Below are 18,777 nucleotides of genomic sequence, written 5' to 3' on the forward strand. Positions count from 1 at the left end.
GCGACAACCCCTTGCCGCGAGTAGGCCATTGCCTACATTAACGTAGGATAATCTTACGTTCGCCGGGGTTTTCCCTCAGTCCGTCCCGAATCGGATCGCGGAACGCCGCCGGCAGAAACCGGTGTTGCGACTATCATGCCGCCACCCCCCGCTTCGACCGCGTCCGCATGATCTACTCCGACTTACTCGCCGGCCTGCAGCGCACGGATGCCGGCTGGTCCATCGCGCTGGGCGACGACTGGCTGCAGGGACGCACGGCCTTCGGCGGCCTGCAGTCGTCGATGTGCGTCCGCGCCCTGCGCGACCTGGTTCCCCCGGACCTGCCGCTGCGCACGCTGCAGACCACCTTCATCGCACCCGTGCCCGCCGGCACGGTCCACCTGCGCGCGCAGGTCCTGCGGACCGGCGGTTCCACCGTCCATGCCGAGGCCCGCATCGTCGATGGCGACCAGACCCTGTGCCTGGTCGTCGCCGTGTTCGGACGCAATCGCAGCTCCGCCGTGAGCGTTGCGGCCACCCCGGTCGATCCCGGCGAAGCCGCCGATCCGAAACGCGAGTTCCCCTACATCGAAGGGGTCACCCCGGCCTTCACACGACACTTCGTCATGCGCTGGACGCGCGGCGGCTTCCCGTTCCAGGGCAGCGCCGAGCCCTACACCCGGATTCACGTGCGCCACCGCGAACCGCAGCCAATGGACGAGACTCACCTGATCGCCCTGGCCGATACGGTGCCTTCGCCCGGCCTGTCGATCCTGCGCAAGCCGGTGATGGCCAGCTCGATGACCTGGACGCTGGAGCTGTTCGACCAGCGCACCGACTTTGCCGCCGAGGCGTTCTGGCGCATGGATACCGAGGTCACGGCCGGCGCCGATGGCTACCTCGGCCAGAGCGCGCAGATGTGGACGCCGGACGGTCGCTTGGCGGCGCTGAGCCGGCAATCGGTCGTCGTCTTCGGCTGACGTTCCGCCAGTCCCGCCGGCGCATGCGCTGCTCCCGTCGATCCCCCTGTCCCAGGAGAAACCGATGCCCCTCAAGATTCTTGCACGCCTGCTGCTGGCCGCCGGCACGATGAGCGCGATGCCCGTGTCCGCAGCCGTGGTCGAGAAGGCCGTCGACTACGACATCGACGGCCACCCCCACCGCGGCTTCTTCTACTACGACGATGCCGTGAAGACGGCGCGCCCGCTCGTGGTGCTGGTGCCGAACTGGCTGGGCACCACGGAAGCCAACCGCCGACAGGCCGCCGAAGTCGCCGGCGAGCGCTACGTCGTCTTCGTGGCCGACATGTACGGCGCCGAGCGCCAGCCGGCCGACGGCGAGGCCGCCGGCAAGGCCGTCGCTGCGCTGTACGGCAATCGCGCCCTGCTGCGCGAACGCGCCGGCGCCGCCCACGCCACCGCCGTGCGGCAGGTCGCGGCGCTGCGTCTTCCTGCGGACGTCTCCAAGGTCGCCGCAATCGGTTTCTGCTTCGGCGGGGCGACGGCGCTGGAACTGGCGCGCACCGGTCTGGACATTGACGCCGCGGTATCGCTGCACGGCAACCTGTCATTGCCCGGCACGATCGGGAGCGAGCCGATCCGCGCGCGCATCCTGGCCCTGCATGGCGATGCGGACCCCTACGTCCCGCAGGAACAGGTGGACGCCTTCCTCGAGGAGATGCGCGCGCTCGACGCCGACTGGCAACTCGTCCGCTACGGCGGTGCCGTGCATTCGTTCACCGATCCGGACGCCAACACGCCGGGCAAGTCGATGTACGACGCCCGCGTCGCGCGGCGCGCCTTCGCGACGATGCACGACTTTCTCGCCGAAGCCTTCGCCGACGAGCGTTAGGCGCCTGGGCGGCAGGAACGCGCGCGGCTGCAACTTCGCCATTTCAGCCATCTTCCGCCCTGCTTCTCGGCCAATAGTCCCTGCTATCGGCCTCGAATCAACGCGAAACCTGTCTCGAAATGGCTTTGCTTCGCCTGCGCGGTGCCTACCGCCCAGGCTCCTGGCGTCGACGGGTCCGGCTACTCCAGCAGCGAATCGATGACGGCCTGTTGCAGCGTCATCCACGTGGCGCTGCCGGGCGCGGCCGGTTCGTAGTGCCCTGCGGCGCTGGTGATGCCCACCGTCACCGCGTCGCCCCGGCGACGGGCGCGCTCGACGTAGGCCATGATCTCGGCTTCCGGCACGCGCGTGTCGAGGGCGCCATGCACGAACCACTGCGGCACGCCGAGCGGCAGCAGGCTGGCCGGCGACACGCGCTTGAGCGCGTCATCGGGCGCGCCGGCGAGCAGCGCATCGACGGCATCGCCACAACCGGCGTCGCCGGCATCGCGCTGCGCATCGAGATCCGTGATCGCCGCAAGGCCGATCACGCCGCGCACCGCGAGCGGGTCGCGGATGAACAGCGCATCGCCCTGCTTGAGCCGTCGTCGCGTCGCCAGCCACAGCGCAAGCTGACCACCGCTCGCGTGACCGGCGACGACGACACGCCCGAGATCGAGCGGATAGGTCTGCGCCAGAACCCGCAGATGGTCGGTGGCGCGCGCGACATCGAGGAAAGTCCCCGGCCAGCCGCCGCCGTTCTCCGGAGAGCGGTAGTCGACGGTCCAGGTGGCGACGCCCAGCGTGGCGAGCGCGTCGGCCAGCGGCCGCAGGTAGTCGCGGTCGACCGCGGCCTCCCAGCACAGTCCGCGCACCAGCACGAGCACCGGGAAGGGTCCGGGAACACCCGGCGGCAACCGGAGCTCGCCCGTCTGATGCGGCTCGGTGCCGTAGGACAGTGGCGGAACCGGGGCCGGCTGCGGCAGGCGACGCAGATCGCGCCACTCGAGCACTCCGGCATCCACCGGCCCGCCAGGCGGACCGGAATCGGTCACGGCGCAACCCGCGAGCGCCGCGCTCGCGAACACGGCGGCAAGGGCTGGTAGCTTCATCCTGGGTGCGATCCGGCAGTCGGTCGGGGCAAGTATGCCCGCGCCCCGCGGCTAGCGCACCAGATCCTGCAGTCCGTCCGCGAACGCCGCGTGGCTGCGTCCGAGTTCGTCCGCAGTCATGAATTCGTGGTCGGCGTAGTCGAACCCGGGCACGACCACCTCGCTGACCAAGGCATGCGTGGCATCGCCCGTCAGCCGCGATCCCTTCCAGCAACCGCCGTCGACCGCCAGGAACAGGTCCTGCCCGTCGCCGTATCCGAGCACGATGCGCCGGCACACGCCGGGCGCCGGCAACAGCACGTATTCGACCGGACCGCCGTGCTGCAGGTAGTGCAGGATCGTCGACCGGTTGCGGTGCAGCCGGCCGACCGGCGCATCGCGCGTCAACAGGTAGTGGATCGACGTCGCCCAGGGCCTGGCATCGTCGCCGCGCCCCTGCGAGCGGTGATCGGTGTAGATGCGCCGGAAGTAGCCCCCTTCGGCATGCGCGGCGAGGTCGAGTCGGCTCGCCCAGTCAATCGTCCGTTCCATGGCACCCGTGGTCGCTGGCGGTCGGCATCCAGCCTACCGCAGGCGGGGAGCCGGTCGCCCGGCTCCCCGTCCACGCTACTCGACTTCGGCGATCGCCTCTCCGTCGTCGATCCGCAGCGTCACCGCGGAGATCTCCGTCAGCTTGAGCCGGTACCACTGGATGTTGCTGCCCTCGCCGTCGACCACCATCAGGTCCCAGTAGTCGGCGTCCTCGTCGCGGTCGAAGCTGATGTCGACCGCATCGCCGTCCTCGAGCACGTCGACGCCGAGCACGTCCTCCTCCCACTGGTCGGTCGACGCCGGCGACACGTAGAGCTGGTAGATGTCGACGCCGGTTTCGTTGTACAGGGTGAAGTCCTGCTGACCGGCCGCTACCGGCGCTGCTGCGAGAACGCCACCGTACAGTGCCGACGCCAGCAGCGCCGCACGAAAGTTCAAAACGCCTGCCCATTGCATGACACACGCTCCGACATGAATGCGCCCGAAGCGGGCGCGCCGGATTCTAGGCAGGTTCCGGGCGCAGCCCCAATCCCCGCTTCGAGGGGAACGATGGACAGTCCCGATCCTGTCCCCAAGAATGCGGTCGCACATCCGATGGAGCGGAACACATGGACAGACAGCAGTTGCAGCGGCACGTGGACGAACTCAGGCAGGAACTCGACCGCCTGCCGGCCGACGCCCCCGGTCGCGAGCGCCTGCAGCAGCTGGTCGCGAGAATCGACGCGCAGCTCGACGAGCATCACCCTAGCGAACCGCAGGAGTCGTTCCAGCAGGGCATGCAGGAAGCAGTGACCGAGTTCGAGGCGGATCATCCGCGTGCCGCGGCGCTCCTGCGTCGCTTCGTCGACACGCTCAGCTCGATGGGAATCTGAGGTCCGTCGCGCCTGCCCGATGCTGGCGGGCGGCACACAAACTGCATATGCTCAAAACTCCACTGCAAAGGGAGTCCGTCGCATGGCCAAGCAAGCGTTCGAATCGCAACTCAAGGCGTTTCGCAAGAAACTCGATTCCGCCGCCGCATCGCGCAAGAAGCAGATCGGCGCACTGCGCAGCAAGGCAGCCGAGGCGGCGCTGAACTGGGTGATGTCGCACGAGGATCGCGTCAATCAGTTCAAGAGCGCGGTGAAGGGCACGCCGGTGGCCTCGGCCGTCGACAAGCTCCTCGACCTGCTCAAGTCCGAAGTTACGCCCGCCAAGGCGCCGGCGAAGAAGGCTGCGAAGAAGACGACGAAGAAGGCCGCAAAGAAAGCGCCTGCCAAGAAGGCGGCAAAGAAGGCCACGAAGAAATCCGCGAAGAAGTCCTGACCGGGCTGCGGCGGTCTACGCAAGCCGTCGCTCGCCGACGGCTTTTTTGTTTCGTTCAGCCGCGCGAGCGCAGACTAAACACGCCCGCGACCGCGATGGCGCCGGCGGCGACGGACAGCCACAAGGCGGCGTCGCCCCAGCGATCGAGCAGCACGCCGAACACCATCGGCGCAGTGGCCTGAGCGACGCGCGCGGGCGCCTCAAGCACGCCGGCACGCCGGCCGAAGCCGGCCGGGCCGAACAGCGCGAGTGGCAGTGTGCCCTTGACGATGGTCATGATCCCGACGCCGGCCCCGTGCAGCGCGGCAAACACGAAGGCCAGCGGTGCGCCGAACAGGCCGAGCAGCGTCGCCCCCAGCGGGTGCAGCACGCTGGACAGGCGCGCCGTCCACAGCGGGTGCAGCCGCGACAGCCAGCCGGCTTCGGCGACCCGCCCGATCACCTGCGCGACACCGACTAGAGACGCGGCCGCCACGGCGACCGCCGGCGTGCAGCCGCTGAGTTCAAGCACGCGCGGCAGGTGCGTGGCCATGGACGCGAACACGAACCCGCTCGCGGTGAACACCACCGCCAGGGTCCACAGCGTGCGCGCCGGCGGCGCGCCCGCAGCCTCGGCGGGCGCGGAGGCGCTGCCGCCCGCATGCGCGGTGGCGGCTGCCGCCGACGGCAGCAGCCAGGCGTGGATCCCCGCGCCCACCGTCACATGCAGCATCGCCCAGCTCAGGCATGCGGCGCGCCAGCCGGCGTGCGCCTCGATCGCCGCGGTCAGCGGCCAGCCGACAGTGCTCGCAAACCCGGCGATCAGCGTGATGCCGACGATGGCGCGACGCGCCTTCGCCCCGTAGAACCCGACCATGGTCGAGAACGCGGCGTCGTACAGGCCCATCGGCATCGCCGCCCCCATCAACAGCCAGCCCGCCAGCAGCGTCCACCGATCCTGCGCGAGCGCGAGCACCAGCAAGGCCAGCGCGAACAGGCCGTTCGACGCCAGCAGTACGCGACGGCCGCCATGACGATCGATCCGTGCGCCCACCCAGGGCCCGAGCGCCGCGGCCACCAGCAGCGCCGCGGAGAAGCTCGCGTACACCCATAGCGGCGGCAGTTGCAGCGATGCGGCCATCGGCCGCGCGAGGATCGCGAGCAGGTAGTAGCTGCTGCCCCAGGCCAACAGCTGCGCGACACCGGTGGCGGCGACGATGCGCCACGCCGGCTGCATGGTCATGCCATTCAAGCGGAGCGGCGCGACTGCGATTCGCCTGCGCTGATGCCGACGTGCTCGAGAATCATCTGCTCGATGCGCGGCAGCAGTGCACGCGGCATGTCGTGCCCCATGCCTTCGATCACTTCCAATCGCGCCTGCGGCAGACGCTTCTTCAGGTCGTAGGCTGCCGCCACCGGCACCAGCGGATCGGCCTTGCCGTGGATGATCAGCGTCGGCGCGCGCACCTGGGACAGCAGCGGTGCACGGCTGCCCGACGCCATGATCGCGCTGATCTGGCGAACGAAACCCTGCGGGTGCACGTTGCGGTCGATCTGCCGAGCGACCTTGTCGCGCAGATCGGCCTCCGTTTCGGGATAGCCCGGGCTGCCGATCATCCGCCAGGTCTGCATGCCATGTGCGATCAGACCCTCACGGTCGAGGCGCGCCGGGCGCTTCATCAGGCGCAGCTGCACGTCGAAGCGCGGCCCCGGCAAAGCGCGATGTCCGCTGCTCGACATGATCGACGTCAGGCTGGCGACGCGGCCGACGTGCCGGGCCGCGAGCAGCTGCGCGATCATGCCCCCCATCGACACGCCGACGACGTGTGCCCGTTCGATGTCGAGCGCATCGAGAACGCCGACGCTGTCCAGTGCCATGTCGTCGAGTCGGTATGGTGCGCGCACCGGCAGTCGCAGCGTGTGCGCGATGCCGTTGCGCAGCAGCGGCGGCCTGCCGAGCCCGTCGAGCTTGGTCGACAGGCCGATGTCGCGATTGTCGAAGCGCACGACGCGATAGCCGGCGCCGGCGAGCCGCTCGCAGAAGTCGTCGGGCCACAACACCATCTGCCCGCCCAGCCCCATGATCAGCAGGATCGCGGGATCCCGGGCCTGGCCGAAGGACTCGACTTCGATCTCGATACCGTTGGTCTTGACGCGGGGCATGCGCAGCGCTCGGGAAAGGCCGGCGCGCATTCTGGCACGCGCCCCCACCCGCGCCGCATTGGCTGGCGTGTCACCGGCTTCAGGCGCTGGGTCCGATGGCGTGCCTGCGCGATCGGTCAAGGGACCAGCAGTTCCGGCAGCGCCGAGGCCGATGCCCGCAGCACCCGGTCGAAGCGCGCCGAGCCGTCGGTCGGCTCCGGATTGATCTCGACCAGATGCGGGCGTTGGCGAACGTCGAAGGGAATCAGGCCGGCCGCCGGCCAGACGACGGCCGATGTGCCGATGCAGACGAACAAGCTGCACATCTCGATCAGCGCACGCGCCTGCGCGAACACCGCCTCGTCGATCATGTCGCCGAACCAGGTGATGTCGGGCCGCAGCGGCCTGCCGCACTGGGTGCAGTCGCGTCGGACGAAGCGTCCGGCGGCGGCGTCCTCGACGACGCCGTGCTGCGCACAGCGCAGGCGCCAGAGGCTGCCATGCAGTTCCGCCGCGACGGCGCCACCGGCACGCTGGTGCATGCCGTCGATGTTCTGGGTGACGATCGACAGCGACGGATGCGTGCGCTGCAGCGACGCCAGATGGGCGTGACCGGCGTGCGGCTCGCAGCCGAGCACCTGTTCGCGACGCAGTTCGTGAAAATCGAGAACCCGCTGCGGATGGCGGCGGAACGCCGATTCGCAGGCGTAGTCCTCGTAGTCGTACTGCTGCCAGATGCCGCCGCGCCCGCGGTAGGTCGGCACGCCGCTCTCGGCCGACATGCCTGCCCCGGTGAAGACGACGACCCGCGCGTAGTCCGACAGCGCGATCATGCGGTCCCTCTGCCCTCAGCCGCGCTCCAGCTCGCGCAGTTCGCGCTTGAGGTCGAAGCCGTGGTCGGTGACCACCGTCTCCAGCGCCCGGACCCGCTCCTCCAGCTTCGCGATCCGCGCGTCCTGCGCGCTCGATCCGCGCTCCGACTGCCCTCGCGTCTTGATGTACTTCTGTGCGGCCGTGCCGACCGACACGATCAGCACGATGAGCACCACCATCGTGAACACATCCATGACGACCCCTCGCCCCGGTTCCGGCCCCTAGTGTAGCCAGCGATGGCCGGGGGCACCGTGTCGGGTTCTGCCCGACGACGCGCAAGGCGCGTCCGTCGGCGGTTCCCCGGGTGTGGCCGACAGGCCGCCTTTCGCCGGCGACCAGCGGCCTTGACGTCGACGCAATCGACCACTGATGCGCCCGTCGATGCCGTTCGCAGGCGATGGCAATCGTCCTACGCCCTGTCCCTCGTAGAGTCGATTCACCGACGCAGCACCCTACAACGCATCACCTACGAGGAGTTCACCATGTCCCAGAAGTTTGCGACCGCCGCAATCGCCGGCGCCGGCCTGTTGCTCGGTGCCTGTGGCGGAGGCGGCGGGGGCGGAGGCGACAACACCCCGCCACCCCCCGAAGGCACCGGCACCGACTACATCGTCGTCTCCCGTGTCGCCGGCCCGCTCGACCCGGTCCAGGATCAGGTCAGCTCGGGCGTGTTCGGCCCGCTGGCCGACGCCGCTGCCGGCACGCCGCTCGAAGGCGTGATCCAGTGCGCCGACGAGACCGTCACCTACAACGTGCTCGACCTCGGCGACACCGTGCTCGCACAGTTGCAGGCCACCCTGCTCAGCGGCGGCGGCACGCCGCTCAACCCCGACCCGGCCGCACTCACTGCCGCGCTCGGCTCGCTGGCCGCCAACCTGACCCAGCTGCTCGAATCGCTGGCCGGTCTCGGTGAGGGCTGCACGGCCGACATCCTCGCCCTCGATCGCATCGACTCCGGGGTCAATCCGCTCGAGGGCACACCGCTGGCGCCGCTCGGAGCCGCACTGGGCCCCGTGCTCGACCAGATCGCGTCGGTGGTGAACGGCAGCGGCAATGCCGGTCAGGACCTGCAGCTGACGACGGTGGCCGCTGCCATCTCGCAGCTCAACCTGGCCTTGCAGAGCGGCCTCGCCCAGGTCCCCGCCGAGGCCTATGAGGCACCGGTGGCCGGCGCCGCGCTGACGACGTTGTCGACGGCACTCGACGACACCGCCGCCCTGCTCGAAGCCGCGCTGGCCTACGACGGCGTCGCCACCGGCAACGGTTTGCAGGTGCTGTTGGAGAACACCCTGGTCAATCTGCTGACCAACGTCGTGCCGGTACGCGACTTCGAGGCACAGGCCGGACAGCCGGGTCTGATCAGCAGCCAGATCGAAGGCGGAGCCGCGCAGCTCGCCGCGCTGCTCGGGCAGACCGTCGGCACGGTCAGCACGCCGGTGCTCGCGAACACGCTGGGGGGTGCCCTCGACCCGCTGCTCGACCCGATCGAGAACGAGTTGCTGCCGGCCCTGCTCGGGCCCCTGACCGATGCCCTCGCCGGCGTCGGCAGCGGTGACCCCGGCAATCCGCTGGCCCCGGTGCTCGACATCGTCGAGACCGTGATCGGTTCGCTCGCCGGCGGCATCGGCGGCGGCGGTCTGGGCGGAAGCGAGTGCCCCTTCGCCGGCTTGCCGCTGCTGTCGGTGCTCTGCGGCAACGGCGGCTGATCGCCTCCAGGCGGTTCTCCCCGGGCCACCCCGCTCAACGGCGGGGTGGCCCGTTCGTTTGGCACGGCTCACAATCCGCGGCGGGCACACTCATCGGGCACCCCCATGAAACCGGCCAGACTGCTGGTCCTCGCCGCGGTCGCCGCACTGGTCGCGGCCTGGTTCGCGTTCGATCTCGGCCGGTACCTGTCGCTCGATGCGCTCAAGGCGCAGCGGGAGGTCATCCTGGCGTGGCGCGACGCGCAGCCGTTGACCGCGAGCCTCGCGTTCGTGGCGATCTATGTCGCCGTCACCGCCTTGTCGCTGCCGGGCGCGGCAATCCTGACGCTGGCCGCCGGCGCGATCTTCGGACTGGGCTGGGGACTGGTGCTGGCGTCCTTCGCATCGAGCATCGGTGCGACACTGGCCATGCTGGTTGCACGCTTCGTCGCCGGTGAGGCGGTCCAGCGGCGCTATGCGGAGCGTCTGCGCGCCATCAACGCCGGCATCGAACGCGACGGCGCCTTCTACCTGTTCACGCTGCGGCTGGTGCCGTTGTTCCCGTTCTTCGTCATCAATCTGCTGATGGGGCTGACGCGCATCCGCGTGTGGACGTTCTACTGGATCTCGCAGATCGGCATGCTCGCCGGCACCGCGGTCTACGTGAATGCCGGCACCCAGCTCGCGCAACTCGAGTCGGTCGGCGGCATCCTCTCGCCGGGACTGCTCGGCGCCTTCGTACTGCTGGGCCTGTTCCCGCTGATCGCGCGCAGGCTCGTCGATCTCGTCCGTGCGCGCCGCGTCTATGCCCCTTACCGTCGGCCCCGACACTTCGACCGCAACCTCATCGTCATCGGCGCCGGCTCGGCCGGGCTCGTCAGCGCGCTGATCGCGGCAACGGTCAGAGCACGGGTCACGCTGATCGAACGGCATCGCATGGGCGGTGACTGCCTGAACACGGGTTGCGTGCCGTCCAAGGCATTGATCCGCTCGGCGAAGCTGGCGGCCCAGATGCGCCGCGCCGAGGAGTTCGGCCTCGCGCCGGTGGACGCGCGCCCGGTATTCGCGCAGGTGATGGAGCGCGTGCAGGAGGTCGTCCGCGCGATCGAACCCCACGACTCCATCGAGCGCTACACCGGGCTCGGCGTCGAGTGCATAAAAGGTCGCGCGCGCCTCGTGGACCCGTGGACGGTCGACGTCGACGGCCGGCGCCTGACCGCGCGCGACATCGTCATCGCCACCGGCGCCGAACCGCTCGTGCCGCCGATACCGGGACTCCGGGAAGCCGGGTACCGCACGTCCGAAGACCTCTGGGACCTGCGCGAGCTGCCGGCACGACTGGTCGTGCTCGGTGGCGGGCCGATCGGCTGTGAACTGGCGCAGGCCTTCGCGCGTCTTGGCAGCAAGGTCACACAGGTGGAGATGCTGCCGCGGCTGATGATGCGCGAGGACCCGGAGATTTCCGCCACTGTCCAGGCCCGCTTCGCCGCCGAGGGCATCGACGTACGCGTCGGCACCAGGGCCACGTCGGTGGTGATCGAGAACGGTCAGAAGTGGCTGGTCTGCGAAGCGGACGACGGGCCGCTGCGCGTCGGCTTCGACGAGATTCTGGTCGCCGTGGGGCGCGTCTCCCGCCTCGGCGGCTACGGCCTGGAGGAACTCGGCGTCAGGACCGGCCGCACGCTCGAGGTCAACGAGTACCTGCAGACCAGTTTTCCCAACATCTGGGCCTGCGGCGACGTCGCGGGCCCCTACCAGTTCACGCACACGGCCTCGCACATGGCCTGGTACGCCGCGGTCAACAGCCTCTTCGGACCGCTGCTGGCCTTGCGCGGAGGCCGCTTCCGCGTCGATTACCGCGTGATTCCCTGGGCGACCTTCACCGAGCCCGAGGTGGCCCGCGTGGGCCTCAACGAAACCGAGGCGCGCGAAAAGGGCATTGCCCACGAAGTCACGACCTACGGCCTCGACGATCTCGATCGTGCGATCGCCGATGGCGAGGCACATGGCATGGTCAAGGTGCTGACGGTCCCGGAGAAGGACCGCATCCTCGGCGTCACTATCGTCGGTGAGCACGCCGGCGAGCTGATCGCCGAATACGTGCTGGCGATGCGCCACGGCATCGGCCTGAACAAGATTCTCGGCACGATCCACATCTATCCGACGCTGGCGGAGGCCAACAAGTACGCTGCCGGCCGCTGGAAGCAGGCCCATAAACCGGAACGGCTGCTGCGCTGGGTCGAGCGCTGGCACCGCTGGCGGCGCGGCTGATCGCGCTCAGCGCGTCTGCAGCGCGGCCAGTGCGGTGATCGCCTTTTGCGTGCGCGGGTGCTCGTCGCCCAGATCGCGACGCAGTACCGGAATCGAATGCTCGTAGGCGGCGCGCGCCGCCGCCGTGCGACCCAGGTGCACCAGCCCGTCGGCATAGTTCATCTGGAACAGCGCGTAGTGCAGATGGTCGGTACCGACCAGCGGCTCGGCATGCCGGAGTAGCGTCTCGAACACCGCGACCGACTCGTCGTAGCGGGAGAGATGCTTCAGGGCATTGCCGAGATTGTTGTAGTCCGGCAGATCGGTGACCGTGGGACCGTCGGGATTCGCCTCGGCCTGGGCGATCAGGCCACGGTAGATGTCGGCCGCCTCCGTCCATTCGCCGGTCTCGCTGACGGTGTAGGCCCGCAGCGAGGCGACGTTGCGCGTCAGCTCTGCGTCCTCGCCCAGCTGACGCCGCAGACTTTCATGGGCCACGCGTGCCACCGACGCCGCCTCGCCGGCGCGGCCGTCGAGCGCGAGGATCGCGGCGAGACTCACCTCCGCGGCGCGCGTCTGCGGATGATCCTCGCCGAGCACGCGCTGGCGGGTGGCGACCGTCTCGCGATAGATCGCCTCGGCCTCGGCATAGCGCGCCTGCTCGCGGTAGTTCAGGGCGATGACGTCCCGCGCGAGCTGCACGCGCGGATGGCCCGCGCCGTAGCGCGACCGCAGCCGCTCGATCACCTGCTGCGCCTGTTCGGCGGACTCGTCGTAGCGGGTCAGGTGATGCAGGGTCAGTGCGAGGTTGTAGCCTGCCTGCAGCGTGACGTCATCGTGCGTGCCGAGGGCGGACTCGGCCTCGGGCAGGGTCTGCCGCAACTGCGCCTCGGCCTGATCCGGATAGCCCTGCAGCGCAAGGATCTCCGTGAGTTCGGTTTCCGCAGCCAGGCGCAATCGCCGTGCCGGCGCACCGGCGGCGGTCAGTTGCGGCAGCCATTCCTCGAGCTGCGCACGCGCCTCCGCTTCGCGGCCCGCTGCCTTCAGCGCCTGCGCCTGCTCCAGCCGCAGGCGGTCGCGGGTCTCCGGATCGCGCGTGGCGCCGGCGGCAGCCTCCAGCAGTTCGAGCCCGCGCGCTGCCAGCCCGAGGCTGACGTAGGTATTGCCCAGCGTGCGCTGCAACTGTGCCTGCACCGCTGCCGGCAGCGACGGATCGGCCTCAATCTCGCCGCTGGCGACATCGAGCACGTCGCGTACCGTCAGACGTTCGCCGAGTGCGCGTTCCGGGTCGGCCGCCGCAAACATGTCGCGCAGGAAGTCGTTGACGGCGGCAAGCTCCGCCGAGCGCTCCTCGGCCTCGGCGCGTGCGCGCGCCTCCGACCACGCGAACCGCAGCGAAACCGCCGTGGCCGCAAGCAGCGCCACCGCCATCATGCCGGCGGCGGCGGTCAGCGCGCGATGCCGGCGCACGAACAGGCCCAGCAGATAGCGCGCCGTCGGCGGTCTCGCAGTGATCGGCTGATGCGCGAGATGGCGCTCGATGTCGGCGGCCATTTCGGCCGCGGACCCGTAGCGCCGGGCCGGTTCGCGCGCCAGGGCCTTCATGACGATGGTTTCGACATCCCCGGCGGCCGACGGTACCGCGCGCGACAGACGTGGCGGGTCGCTGTTGCGCACGATCTCGATCGCGCCGAGCAGCGTGGTCTGCGACAGGCCCGGATAGGGCGGCGCGCCCGAGAGCAGTTCGTATCCGACGGCACCCAGCGCGTAGACATCGCTGCGTGCGTCGAGGCGTGCATCGCCGATCAACTGCTCCCAGCTCATGTACGGCAGGGTGCCGAGAATCTCACCCGCTGCGGTCATCCGCGTGAACTGCTCGTGGCCGATAACGCGCGCGACGCCGAAGTCGAGGATCTTCGGCTGATCCTGATCGTCGACGAGGATGTTCGCCGGCTTGAGATCGCGGTGGATCACGCCTTGGGTGTGGGCGTGGTGCACCGCCCGGCACACCGCAGCCAGCAGGTGCAAGCGCTCCGGCAGTGGCAGCGCATGCTCGCGCGCGTGAGTGATCAGATCGCGGCCGCGGACGTATTCCATGGCGAGATACGGCAGCGGCCCGGCCGGCGTCTGCGCGGTACCGCTGGCGTAGATCCGCGCGATGCCCGGGTGCTCCAGACCGGCAAGCAACTCCGCCTCCCGTTCGAAGCGCGGCTGCGCGTCGGGCCCGGCCGTGGCACGCAGGACCTTGAGGGCCAGCTCCCGTCGCGGGTGGTCCTGCTCGGCCAGATAGACGCGGCCCATGCCGCCCTCGCCGAGCAGCTGCAGGATGCGAAACGGGCCGATCTGGGGCGGGAGCGCGGCGTGGGAGTCGTCGGACATGGCCGGGCGATGCTACTGCAGTGGCGCAGGCGCCGCTGCCCGTGAAAACGGACAACGTTCAGAACAGCGATACAATGTGCCATGGGCCGACGCAACCAGCATTCCCGCGAACAGCAGCGCGACATGGCGATCGCCGCCGCGGAGCTGATCCTCGTGCGCGAAGGCTTCGGCGGCCTGTCGATGCGCAAGGTGGCGGATGCCATCGGCTACACGGTCGGCCAGCTGTACCTGATCTTCCAGAACCAGGACGACCTGCTCGCCACCATCAACGAACGCACCACCGACGCCATCTACGGTCACCTGCGCGACCGCAGCGAGGCGATCGACGAGCCGCTCGCCCGCCTGCGCGCGCTGGCCGCAGCCTACATCGAGTTCGCGCAACGCCACCCGCACCGTTTCCGGATGCTGTTCGAGCACCAGCTGCCGCCGGCCATGGAGCCGCGCGTCAGTGGCGAGCTGCGCATCAAGCGCATGTTCGAACTCGTCGAGTCCAATCTCGCACCACTGCTGCCAGGCGCGCCGCCCGCGCGCCTGCGCCAGACCGCAGCGACGCTGTGGGGCGGCGTCCACGGCATCGCCGCGCTTGCGGTCAGCGGCAAGTTCAAGTGGGCCGGCAACCGCGACTTCGAGCGCTACAGCGACGAACTCGTGTCGACCTTCGCCGCGGGACTCGCCGCCGGCTGAGGCGCTCCCAATCCGCCGGGCGCCTCACCGCTCCACGCCGTACTCCTTCAGCAGCTTCTCGGTGCGTGCCTGCGCGAGCTGGTTGATCAGCTTTCCCGCCTCGAACTGGTCCCGGAGCGTCTTCGCCAGCGTGAAGGTGGCGCCGGTCAGGAACAAGGTGCCGAGCACCAGATAGCCGCGCATCCAGATCGGGACGTCACCCATCATCACGACGCCGAACAGCATGCCGCCCAGCGCGCAAGCGAAGGACACCTTGACGAAGAACACCCAGGCCGGGGAATCGAATCGGGTGCTGTCGTACTGCATCTCCATGATCGGGCTCCTGTCAGAAATGTGCGATCAACGCGCCGAACCAGCGGCCCGGCGCCTGCGCATCGGCACACAGCACGCACAGACCCGCGAGGATCAGCGTACCGATCAGCAGGCGCAGCGTACCGTGCAGGGCGCGTGCGCCGTGTCGGGCGCTTTCCACCATGTTGTGAACAATATTCATTTCAAGCTCACGAAGAGGGCGATGCCGCGTTCACGCGAGCCCTGAGCGCCGCCATCGCGGCCTCGACCTCCGCGGCGGAGGTCACCCGGTCGGCGTCCCGCTCAAGGCTCTGGGCCTCCTCGACCAGTTCGGCCGCCGCGGCGGCCTCCGCTTCGAGGCCGCCGGCCCGGCGGGCCAGACGATCCATCTTCTGCGCACGTTCCATCGCGCGGCTGTAGTGGTCACGAAACTGCAGCGCTGCTCCCGCGGCGTCGGCGGCGTGCTGGCTGGCGCGAATCTGCGTGGCGCGGGCCTGCGCCTCGACAAGTTCCCGCTTGAGTTGCTCGACCTGCAGCCGTACGCGCTGCACCGACTGGTCGGCGGACGTCAGCGGACGTTCCAGGGATTGCGCCTGCGCGCGGGACGCCACGGCGCGTTGCAGCGCCTGGCGAGCGACCGTTTCGTCGCCGGCGCGCAGCAGGGCTTCGGCCCTGGCTTCCCAGGCGTCGGCGTCCTCCATGAGTTGCGCACGTTCCTGCTCGAGGCGCTTTTTCGCCCCCATCGCCACCACCCGTGCGCGCTGTGCCGACTGCAGATCGTCAGTCAGATCGCGCAGGACCTGCTGGGCCATGACGTCCGGGTCCTCGATCTCGTCGAGGCCGTGGTGGGCCTGCGCGCTGAGCATCTCGCGGATTCTTGCCATCAGACTTGCCATCATGATTCCTCGTAGCACGGTAATGAACGCCGCTCACTACAGCTTTATATGAACGGCGTTCAGTGTCAAGCGGTGGCGCATCGGATTCCGCACGTGTCACACAATCTTCATGCAACCGTCATCGACCGCACACCCGCGCTCGGGATCATGAGATCAGTGAAATCAGGAACATGCGGATGAGCGCAACAGGCAAGCGACGCCCCACGAACCGCCGCAAGGAACAGGGCAAGACGCACTACCGGGCGATCTGGATCTCGGACGTGCACCTCGGAACCCCCGGCTGCAAGGCCGAGCACCTGGTCGATTTTCTCAAGCACCACACCTGCGACCGTCTCTACCTCGTCGGCGACATCATCGATGGCTGGAAACTGCGCTCCGGCTGGTACTGGCCCCAGGAGCACACCAACGTGGTCCGCAAGGTCCTGACCAAGGCCAAGCGGCAGACCAAGGTGTTCTACGTCACCGGCAACCACGACGAGTTCCTGCGCAAGTTCGTCGACTACAAGCTCGAGATCGGCAACATCCGGCTGGTCAACGAGGCGGTGCACGAGACCGCCGACGGACGCCGCCTGCTCGTCATCCACGGTGACCTGTTCGACGTGATCACGCGGTATCACCGCTGGATCGCCATGGCCGGCGATGCCTTGTACGAAGGGACGATGCGCTTCAACTTCTGGTTCAACCGTGCGCGTGCGATGCTGGGCATGCGCTACTGGTCGCTGTCGGCCTTCGCCAAGCAGCACGTGAAGACGGCCGTGAACATCGTCTCGACCTTCGAGGACTCCCTGGCTCGCGAGTGTCGCCGCCGCGGCTTCGATGGCGTGGTCTGCGGTCACATCCATCACGCCGACGCCCGCGACATCGGCGGCGTGACCTACTACAACTGCGGCGACTGGGTCGAATCCTGCACGGCGCTGACCGAGGACATGAACGGCCGCATCCAGGTCGTGCGCTGGGTCCAGCTCGATCATCTGAACCAGGCCTCTCAGAAGGTCACGCCACTGAGCGGCGCACGCAAGGCCGCCTGACGCCGCGCTTGCGCACGGGACACAGGTCGGCAGACTAGTCGCCTGGACCCCACAGCAGGCGCCCCATGCGCACCTCCCTGACCATCGGCCTGACCGGTGGCATTGCCAGCGGCAAATCCACTGTCCAGAACGCATTCCTAGAGCTGGGCGTTCCCGTACTCGACGCCGATCAGGTGGCGCGCGAGGTCGTCGAGCCGGGATCACCTGCCCTTGCCGAGATCACCCGCGAATTCGGCGCGCAGATGCTGCTGCCCGACGGCACGCTCGACCGCCGCCGCATGCGCGAGCACGTCTTTTCCGACGCGCAACAACTGCGCCGGCTCGAGACGATCACTCACCCGCGGATCCGCGAGCGGATGAACACGTGGCGGTCTGCCCAGACGGCGCCGTACTGCGTGCTCAGCGTCGCCATTCTCGTCGAGGCCGGCATGATCGATCTGGTGGATCGCGTCCTGGTCGTTGACGTCGCCGAGCAGACCCAGAAGGCGCGGCTCTGCAGCCGCGACGGCATCGACGTCGTGCTCGCCGAGCGCATGCTCGCTGCGCAACTGCAGCGCAGCAGCCGGCTGGCGGCGGCCCACGATGTGCTCCTGAACGAAGGCGCGCTGACACTGGTCCGCGCCCAGGTGGAGCGCCTGCACCGCTTCTATCTGCAGCTTGCCGCACGGGGGACGCCCACAGCGCCGGGCTTGCGTTTGCCCGACCCCGTGATCTAGTTCACAATGAATTTTTGTGGCGAATCGGGCCTCTGCGTGTCTCAGGCGGGAGAATCTATTGCCTTCGAGCAGCCGCTGACCGAGCGGGTGCGGACGTTCCTGCGGCTGGAATTTCTGTTCGGCCAGCATGAGCACCACCGCCGGGACCACAGCGAATTCGGCGTGCGCGCGACACTGCACACGATGCTCGATACGCTGGTGGTGCTGTCCCGCTCCGATCTGAAGAACGACATCCTCAAGGAACTGACCGATCAGCATACGCACCTGACGCGGCTCGCCGCCCGCCCGAACATCGACCGCGACCGGCTCGGCGACATCCTCGGCGAGATCACCCGGGCGCAGAACGGTCTGCAGCAACTCGCCACCCAGTTCGCCGGCTCGTTGCTGCGCGAAAGCGACTTTCTGAACGGCATTCTCAACCGCTCCGGCATCCCCGGCGGCACCTGCGGTTTCGACCTGCCGCACTATCACTTCTGGCTGTCGCAGCCTTACGAGCGCGTGCGCCGCGACCTCGACGCGTGGCGCGCCGACATCAAGCCATTCACCGATGCGATCGGGCTGTACCTGCGCCTGCTGCGCGCCAGCGTCGAGCCGCAGCCGGCCGAAGGGCGCGGTGGCATGTATATCGTCACCCCGCCCGGTCCGTGCCAGCTCATCCGCGTCCTCGTCGCACAGCAGTCCGGGGTGTATCCGGAGATCAGCGCCGGCAAGCATCGCTGCACCGTGCGCTTCATGAACGCGCGCGACGCGGCGGCGCGTGCCCAGCAGGCGACTACGGACGTCGGCTTCCAGATCCAGTTCTGCGCGTTGTGAACCCCTCACGAGGCAAGGGCAACACGGCGCGCATCGCCGCTTGCCCGCAGTGCGGCAAGTCCGCGCGGCTCGACGCGAACAATGCCTGGCGCCCGTTCTGCAGCGAACGCTGCAAGCTGGTCGATCTGGGGGCCTGGTTCAGCGGCGAGCGAGCGATCCCGGCGGACGAGGAGCCCCTGGCCGACCCCTCCCGCTCAGGTTGAGAACGGCGCCACGCGCAGGTGCCCCCCGCATGTGAGGTGAGTCTGCCTCCGCCGGACCAGCGATCTGCCTGAACCATGAAG

The 18,777-nt window shown here is 68.9% G+C and carries 22 protein-coding genes; 11 read left to right on the forward strand and 11 right to left on the reverse strand.

Going from position 1 to position 18,777, the window contains the following annotated elements; genetic code table 11:
- Nucleotides 1-167: 167 nt before the first annotated feature.
- Together C8D93_RS06835 and C8D93_RS06840 are read left to right on the forward strand one after the other, a co-directional pair.
- The gene (locus C8D93_RS06835) at nt 168-959 is read left to right on the forward strand and encodes an acyl-CoA thioesterase (RefSeq protein ID WP_110264433.1); all 792 of its coding nucleotides are present in this window, start codon (nt 168-170) and stop codon (nt 957-959) included.
- Between the two features lie 64 nt (nt 960-1,023).
- A complete protein-coding gene (locus C8D93_RS06840; RefSeq protein ID WP_110264434.1) occupies nt 1,024-1,830 on the forward strand; it encodes a dienelactone hydrolase family protein in 807 nt (268 codons plus the stop codon).
- A gap of 179 nt (nt 1,831-2,009) precedes the next feature.
- Here C8D93_RS06840 and C8D93_RS06845 read toward each other — a convergent pair whose 3' ends face one another.
- The 3 genes from C8D93_RS06845 to C8D93_RS06855 all read right to left on the reverse strand — a co-directional run bounded on the left by C8D93_RS06845 (nt 2,010) and on the right by C8D93_RS06855 (nt 3,908).
- Entirely contained in the window at nt 2,010-2,921 is a 912-nt protein-coding gene (locus C8D93_RS06845; RefSeq protein WP_110264435.1) for an alpha/beta hydrolase, read from the reverse strand.
- 51 nt (nt 2,922-2,972) lie between these two features.
- A complete protein-coding gene (locus tag C8D93_RS06850; RefSeq protein WP_110264436.1) occupies nt 2,973-3,452 on the reverse strand; it encodes a cupin domain-containing protein in 480 nt (159 codons plus the stop codon).
- 75 nt (nt 3,453-3,527) lie between these two features.
- Nucleotides 3,528-3,908: a hypothetical protein gene (locus C8D93_RS06855; protein ID WP_146216535.1), complete on the reverse strand. Its 381-nt coding sequence runs from the start codon at nt 3,906-3,908 to the stop codon at nt 3,528-3,530.
- 152 nt (nt 3,909-4,060) lie between these two features.
- Between C8D93_RS06855 and C8D93_RS06860 the strand changes: the two genes are divergently transcribed.
- Both C8D93_RS06860 and C8D93_RS20925 read left to right on the forward strand, forming a co-directional pair.
- Nucleotides 4,061-4,324 carry a DUF4404 family protein gene (locus C8D93_RS06860; protein ID WP_110264438.1) on the forward strand — a complete coding sequence of 88 codons (264 nt, stop codon included), beginning with the start codon at nt 4,061-4,063 and terminating at the stop codon, nt 4,322-4,324.
- Nucleotides 4,325-4,343: 19 nt separating this feature from the next.
- A complete protein-coding gene (locus C8D93_RS20925; RefSeq protein WP_211307240.1) occupies nt 4,344-4,757 on the forward strand; it encodes a hypothetical protein in 414 nt (137 codons plus the stop codon).
- A 55-nt stretch (nt 4,758-4,812) separates the two neighbouring features.
- Here the strand turns inward: C8D93_RS20925 and C8D93_RS06870 are convergent, their stop codons facing one another.
- The 4 genes from C8D93_RS06870 to C8D93_RS06885 form a co-directional block, all read right to left on the reverse strand.
- Nucleotides 4,813-5,973 carry an MFS transporter gene (locus tag C8D93_RS06870; RefSeq protein WP_380732807.1) on the reverse strand — a complete coding sequence of 387 codons (1,161 nt, stop codon included), beginning with the start codon at nt 5,971-5,973 and terminating at the stop codon, nt 4,813-4,815.
- Nucleotides 5,974-5,984: 11 nt separating this feature from the next.
- A complete protein-coding gene (locus tag C8D93_RS06875; RefSeq protein ID WP_245903839.1) occupies nt 5,985-6,899 on the reverse strand; it encodes an alpha/beta fold hydrolase in 915 nt (304 codons plus the stop codon).
- 116 nt (nt 6,900-7,015) lie between these two features.
- Nucleotides 7,016-7,711, reverse strand: a complete 696-nt coding sequence (locus C8D93_RS06880) for an SIR2 family NAD-dependent protein deacylase (RefSeq protein WP_110264441.1) — start codon at nt 7,709-7,711, stop codon at nt 7,016-7,018.
- Between the two features lie 15 nt (nt 7,712-7,726).
- Nucleotides 7,727-7,945 carry a hypothetical protein gene (locus tag C8D93_RS06885; protein ID WP_110264442.1) on the reverse strand — a complete coding sequence of 73 codons (219 nt, stop codon included), beginning with the start codon at nt 7,943-7,945 and terminating at the stop codon, nt 7,727-7,729.
- A gap of 288 nt (nt 7,946-8,233) precedes the next feature.
- Here C8D93_RS06885 and C8D93_RS06890 point away from each other — a divergent pair, with 288 nt between their 5' ends.
- Together C8D93_RS06890 and C8D93_RS06895 are read left to right on the forward strand one after the other, a co-directional pair.
- On the forward strand, nt 8,234-9,457 hold the full coding sequence (locus C8D93_RS06890) for a hypothetical protein (RefSeq protein WP_110264443.1): 1,224 nt from the start codon (nt 8,234-8,236) through the stop codon (nt 9,455-9,457).
- 105 nt (nt 9,458-9,562) lie between these two features.
- Nucleotides 9,563-11,707 (forward strand): dihydrolipoyl dehydrogenase family protein, encoded by a 2,145-nt coding sequence (locus C8D93_RS06895; protein ID WP_110264444.1) that lies wholly within the window; start codon nt 9,563-9,565, stop codon nt 11,705-11,707.
- 6 nt (nt 11,708-11,713) lie between these two features.
- Here C8D93_RS06895 and C8D93_RS06900 read toward each other — a convergent pair whose 3' ends face one another.
- On the reverse strand, nt 11,714-14,065 hold the full coding sequence (locus C8D93_RS06900; RefSeq protein WP_110264445.1) for a serine/threonine-protein kinase: 2,352 nt from the start codon (nt 14,063-14,065) through the stop codon (nt 11,714-11,716).
- 81 nt (nt 14,066-14,146) lie between these two features.
- Between C8D93_RS06900 and C8D93_RS06905 the strand changes: the two genes are divergently transcribed.
- A complete protein-coding gene (locus C8D93_RS06905; RefSeq protein ID WP_110264446.1) occupies nt 14,147-14,749 on the forward strand; it encodes a TetR/AcrR family transcriptional regulator in 603 nt (200 codons plus the stop codon).
- Between the two features lie 24 nt (nt 14,750-14,773).
- Here C8D93_RS06905 and C8D93_RS06910 read toward each other — a convergent pair whose 3' ends face one another.
- The 3 genes from C8D93_RS06910 to C8D93_RS06915 are packed head-to-tail and all read right to left on the reverse strand — an operon-like array spanning nt 14,774 to nt 15,924.
- Entirely contained in the window at nt 14,774-15,061 is a 288-nt protein-coding gene (locus tag C8D93_RS06910) for a YiaA/YiaB family inner membrane protein (RefSeq protein ID WP_211307241.1), read from the reverse strand.
- Between the two features lie 13 nt (nt 15,062-15,074).
- Nucleotides 15,075-15,242, reverse strand: coding sequence for a hypothetical protein (locus tag C8D93_RS20625; RefSeq protein ID WP_170123937.1), 168 nt, complete (start codon nt 15,240-15,242; stop codon nt 15,075-15,077).
- Between the two features lie 7 nt (nt 15,243-15,249).
- The gene (locus tag C8D93_RS06915; RefSeq protein ID WP_170123938.1) at nt 15,250-15,924 is read right to left on the reverse strand and encodes a PspA/IM30 family protein; all 675 of its coding nucleotides are present in this window, start codon (nt 15,922-15,924) and stop codon (nt 15,250-15,252) included.
- 188 nt (nt 15,925-16,112) lie between these two features.
- On the opposite strand from C8D93_RS06915, the gene C8D93_RS06920 reads away from it, so the two are divergent.
- The 4 genes from C8D93_RS06920 to C8D93_RS06935 all read left to right on the forward strand — a co-directional run bounded on the left by C8D93_RS06920 (nt 16,113) and on the right by C8D93_RS06935 (nt 18,696).
- Nucleotides 16,113-16,964: a UDP-2,3-diacylglucosamine diphosphatase gene (locus tag C8D93_RS06920; RefSeq protein WP_110264448.1), complete on the forward strand. Its 852-nt coding sequence runs from the start codon at nt 16,113-16,115 to the stop codon at nt 16,962-16,964.
- 65 nt (nt 16,965-17,029) lie between these two features.
- On the forward strand, nt 17,030-17,680 hold the full coding sequence (coaE, locus tag C8D93_RS06925) for a dephospho-CoA kinase (protein ID WP_110264449.1): 651 nt from the start codon (nt 17,030-17,032) through the stop codon (nt 17,678-17,680).
- 36 nt (nt 17,681-17,716) lie between these two features.
- Nucleotides 17,717-18,493, forward strand: coding sequence for a cell division protein ZapD (gene zapD, locus C8D93_RS06930; RefSeq protein ID WP_245903840.1), 777 nt, complete (start codon nt 17,717-17,719; stop codon nt 18,491-18,493).
- A complete protein-coding gene (locus C8D93_RS06935) occupies nt 18,490-18,696 on the forward strand; it encodes a DNA gyrase inhibitor YacG (protein WP_110264451.1) in 207 nt (68 codons plus the stop codon). Before zapD ends, C8D93_RS06935 begins: the two co-directional genes overlap by 4 nt.
- Nucleotides 18,697-18,777: the final 81 nt, after the last annotated feature.

The sequence above is a fragment of the Sinimarinibacterium flocculans genome, from assembly GCF_003201205.1.
GTDB lineage: Bacteria > Pseudomonadota > Gammaproteobacteria > Nevskiales > Nevskiaceae > Solimonas > Solimonas flocculans.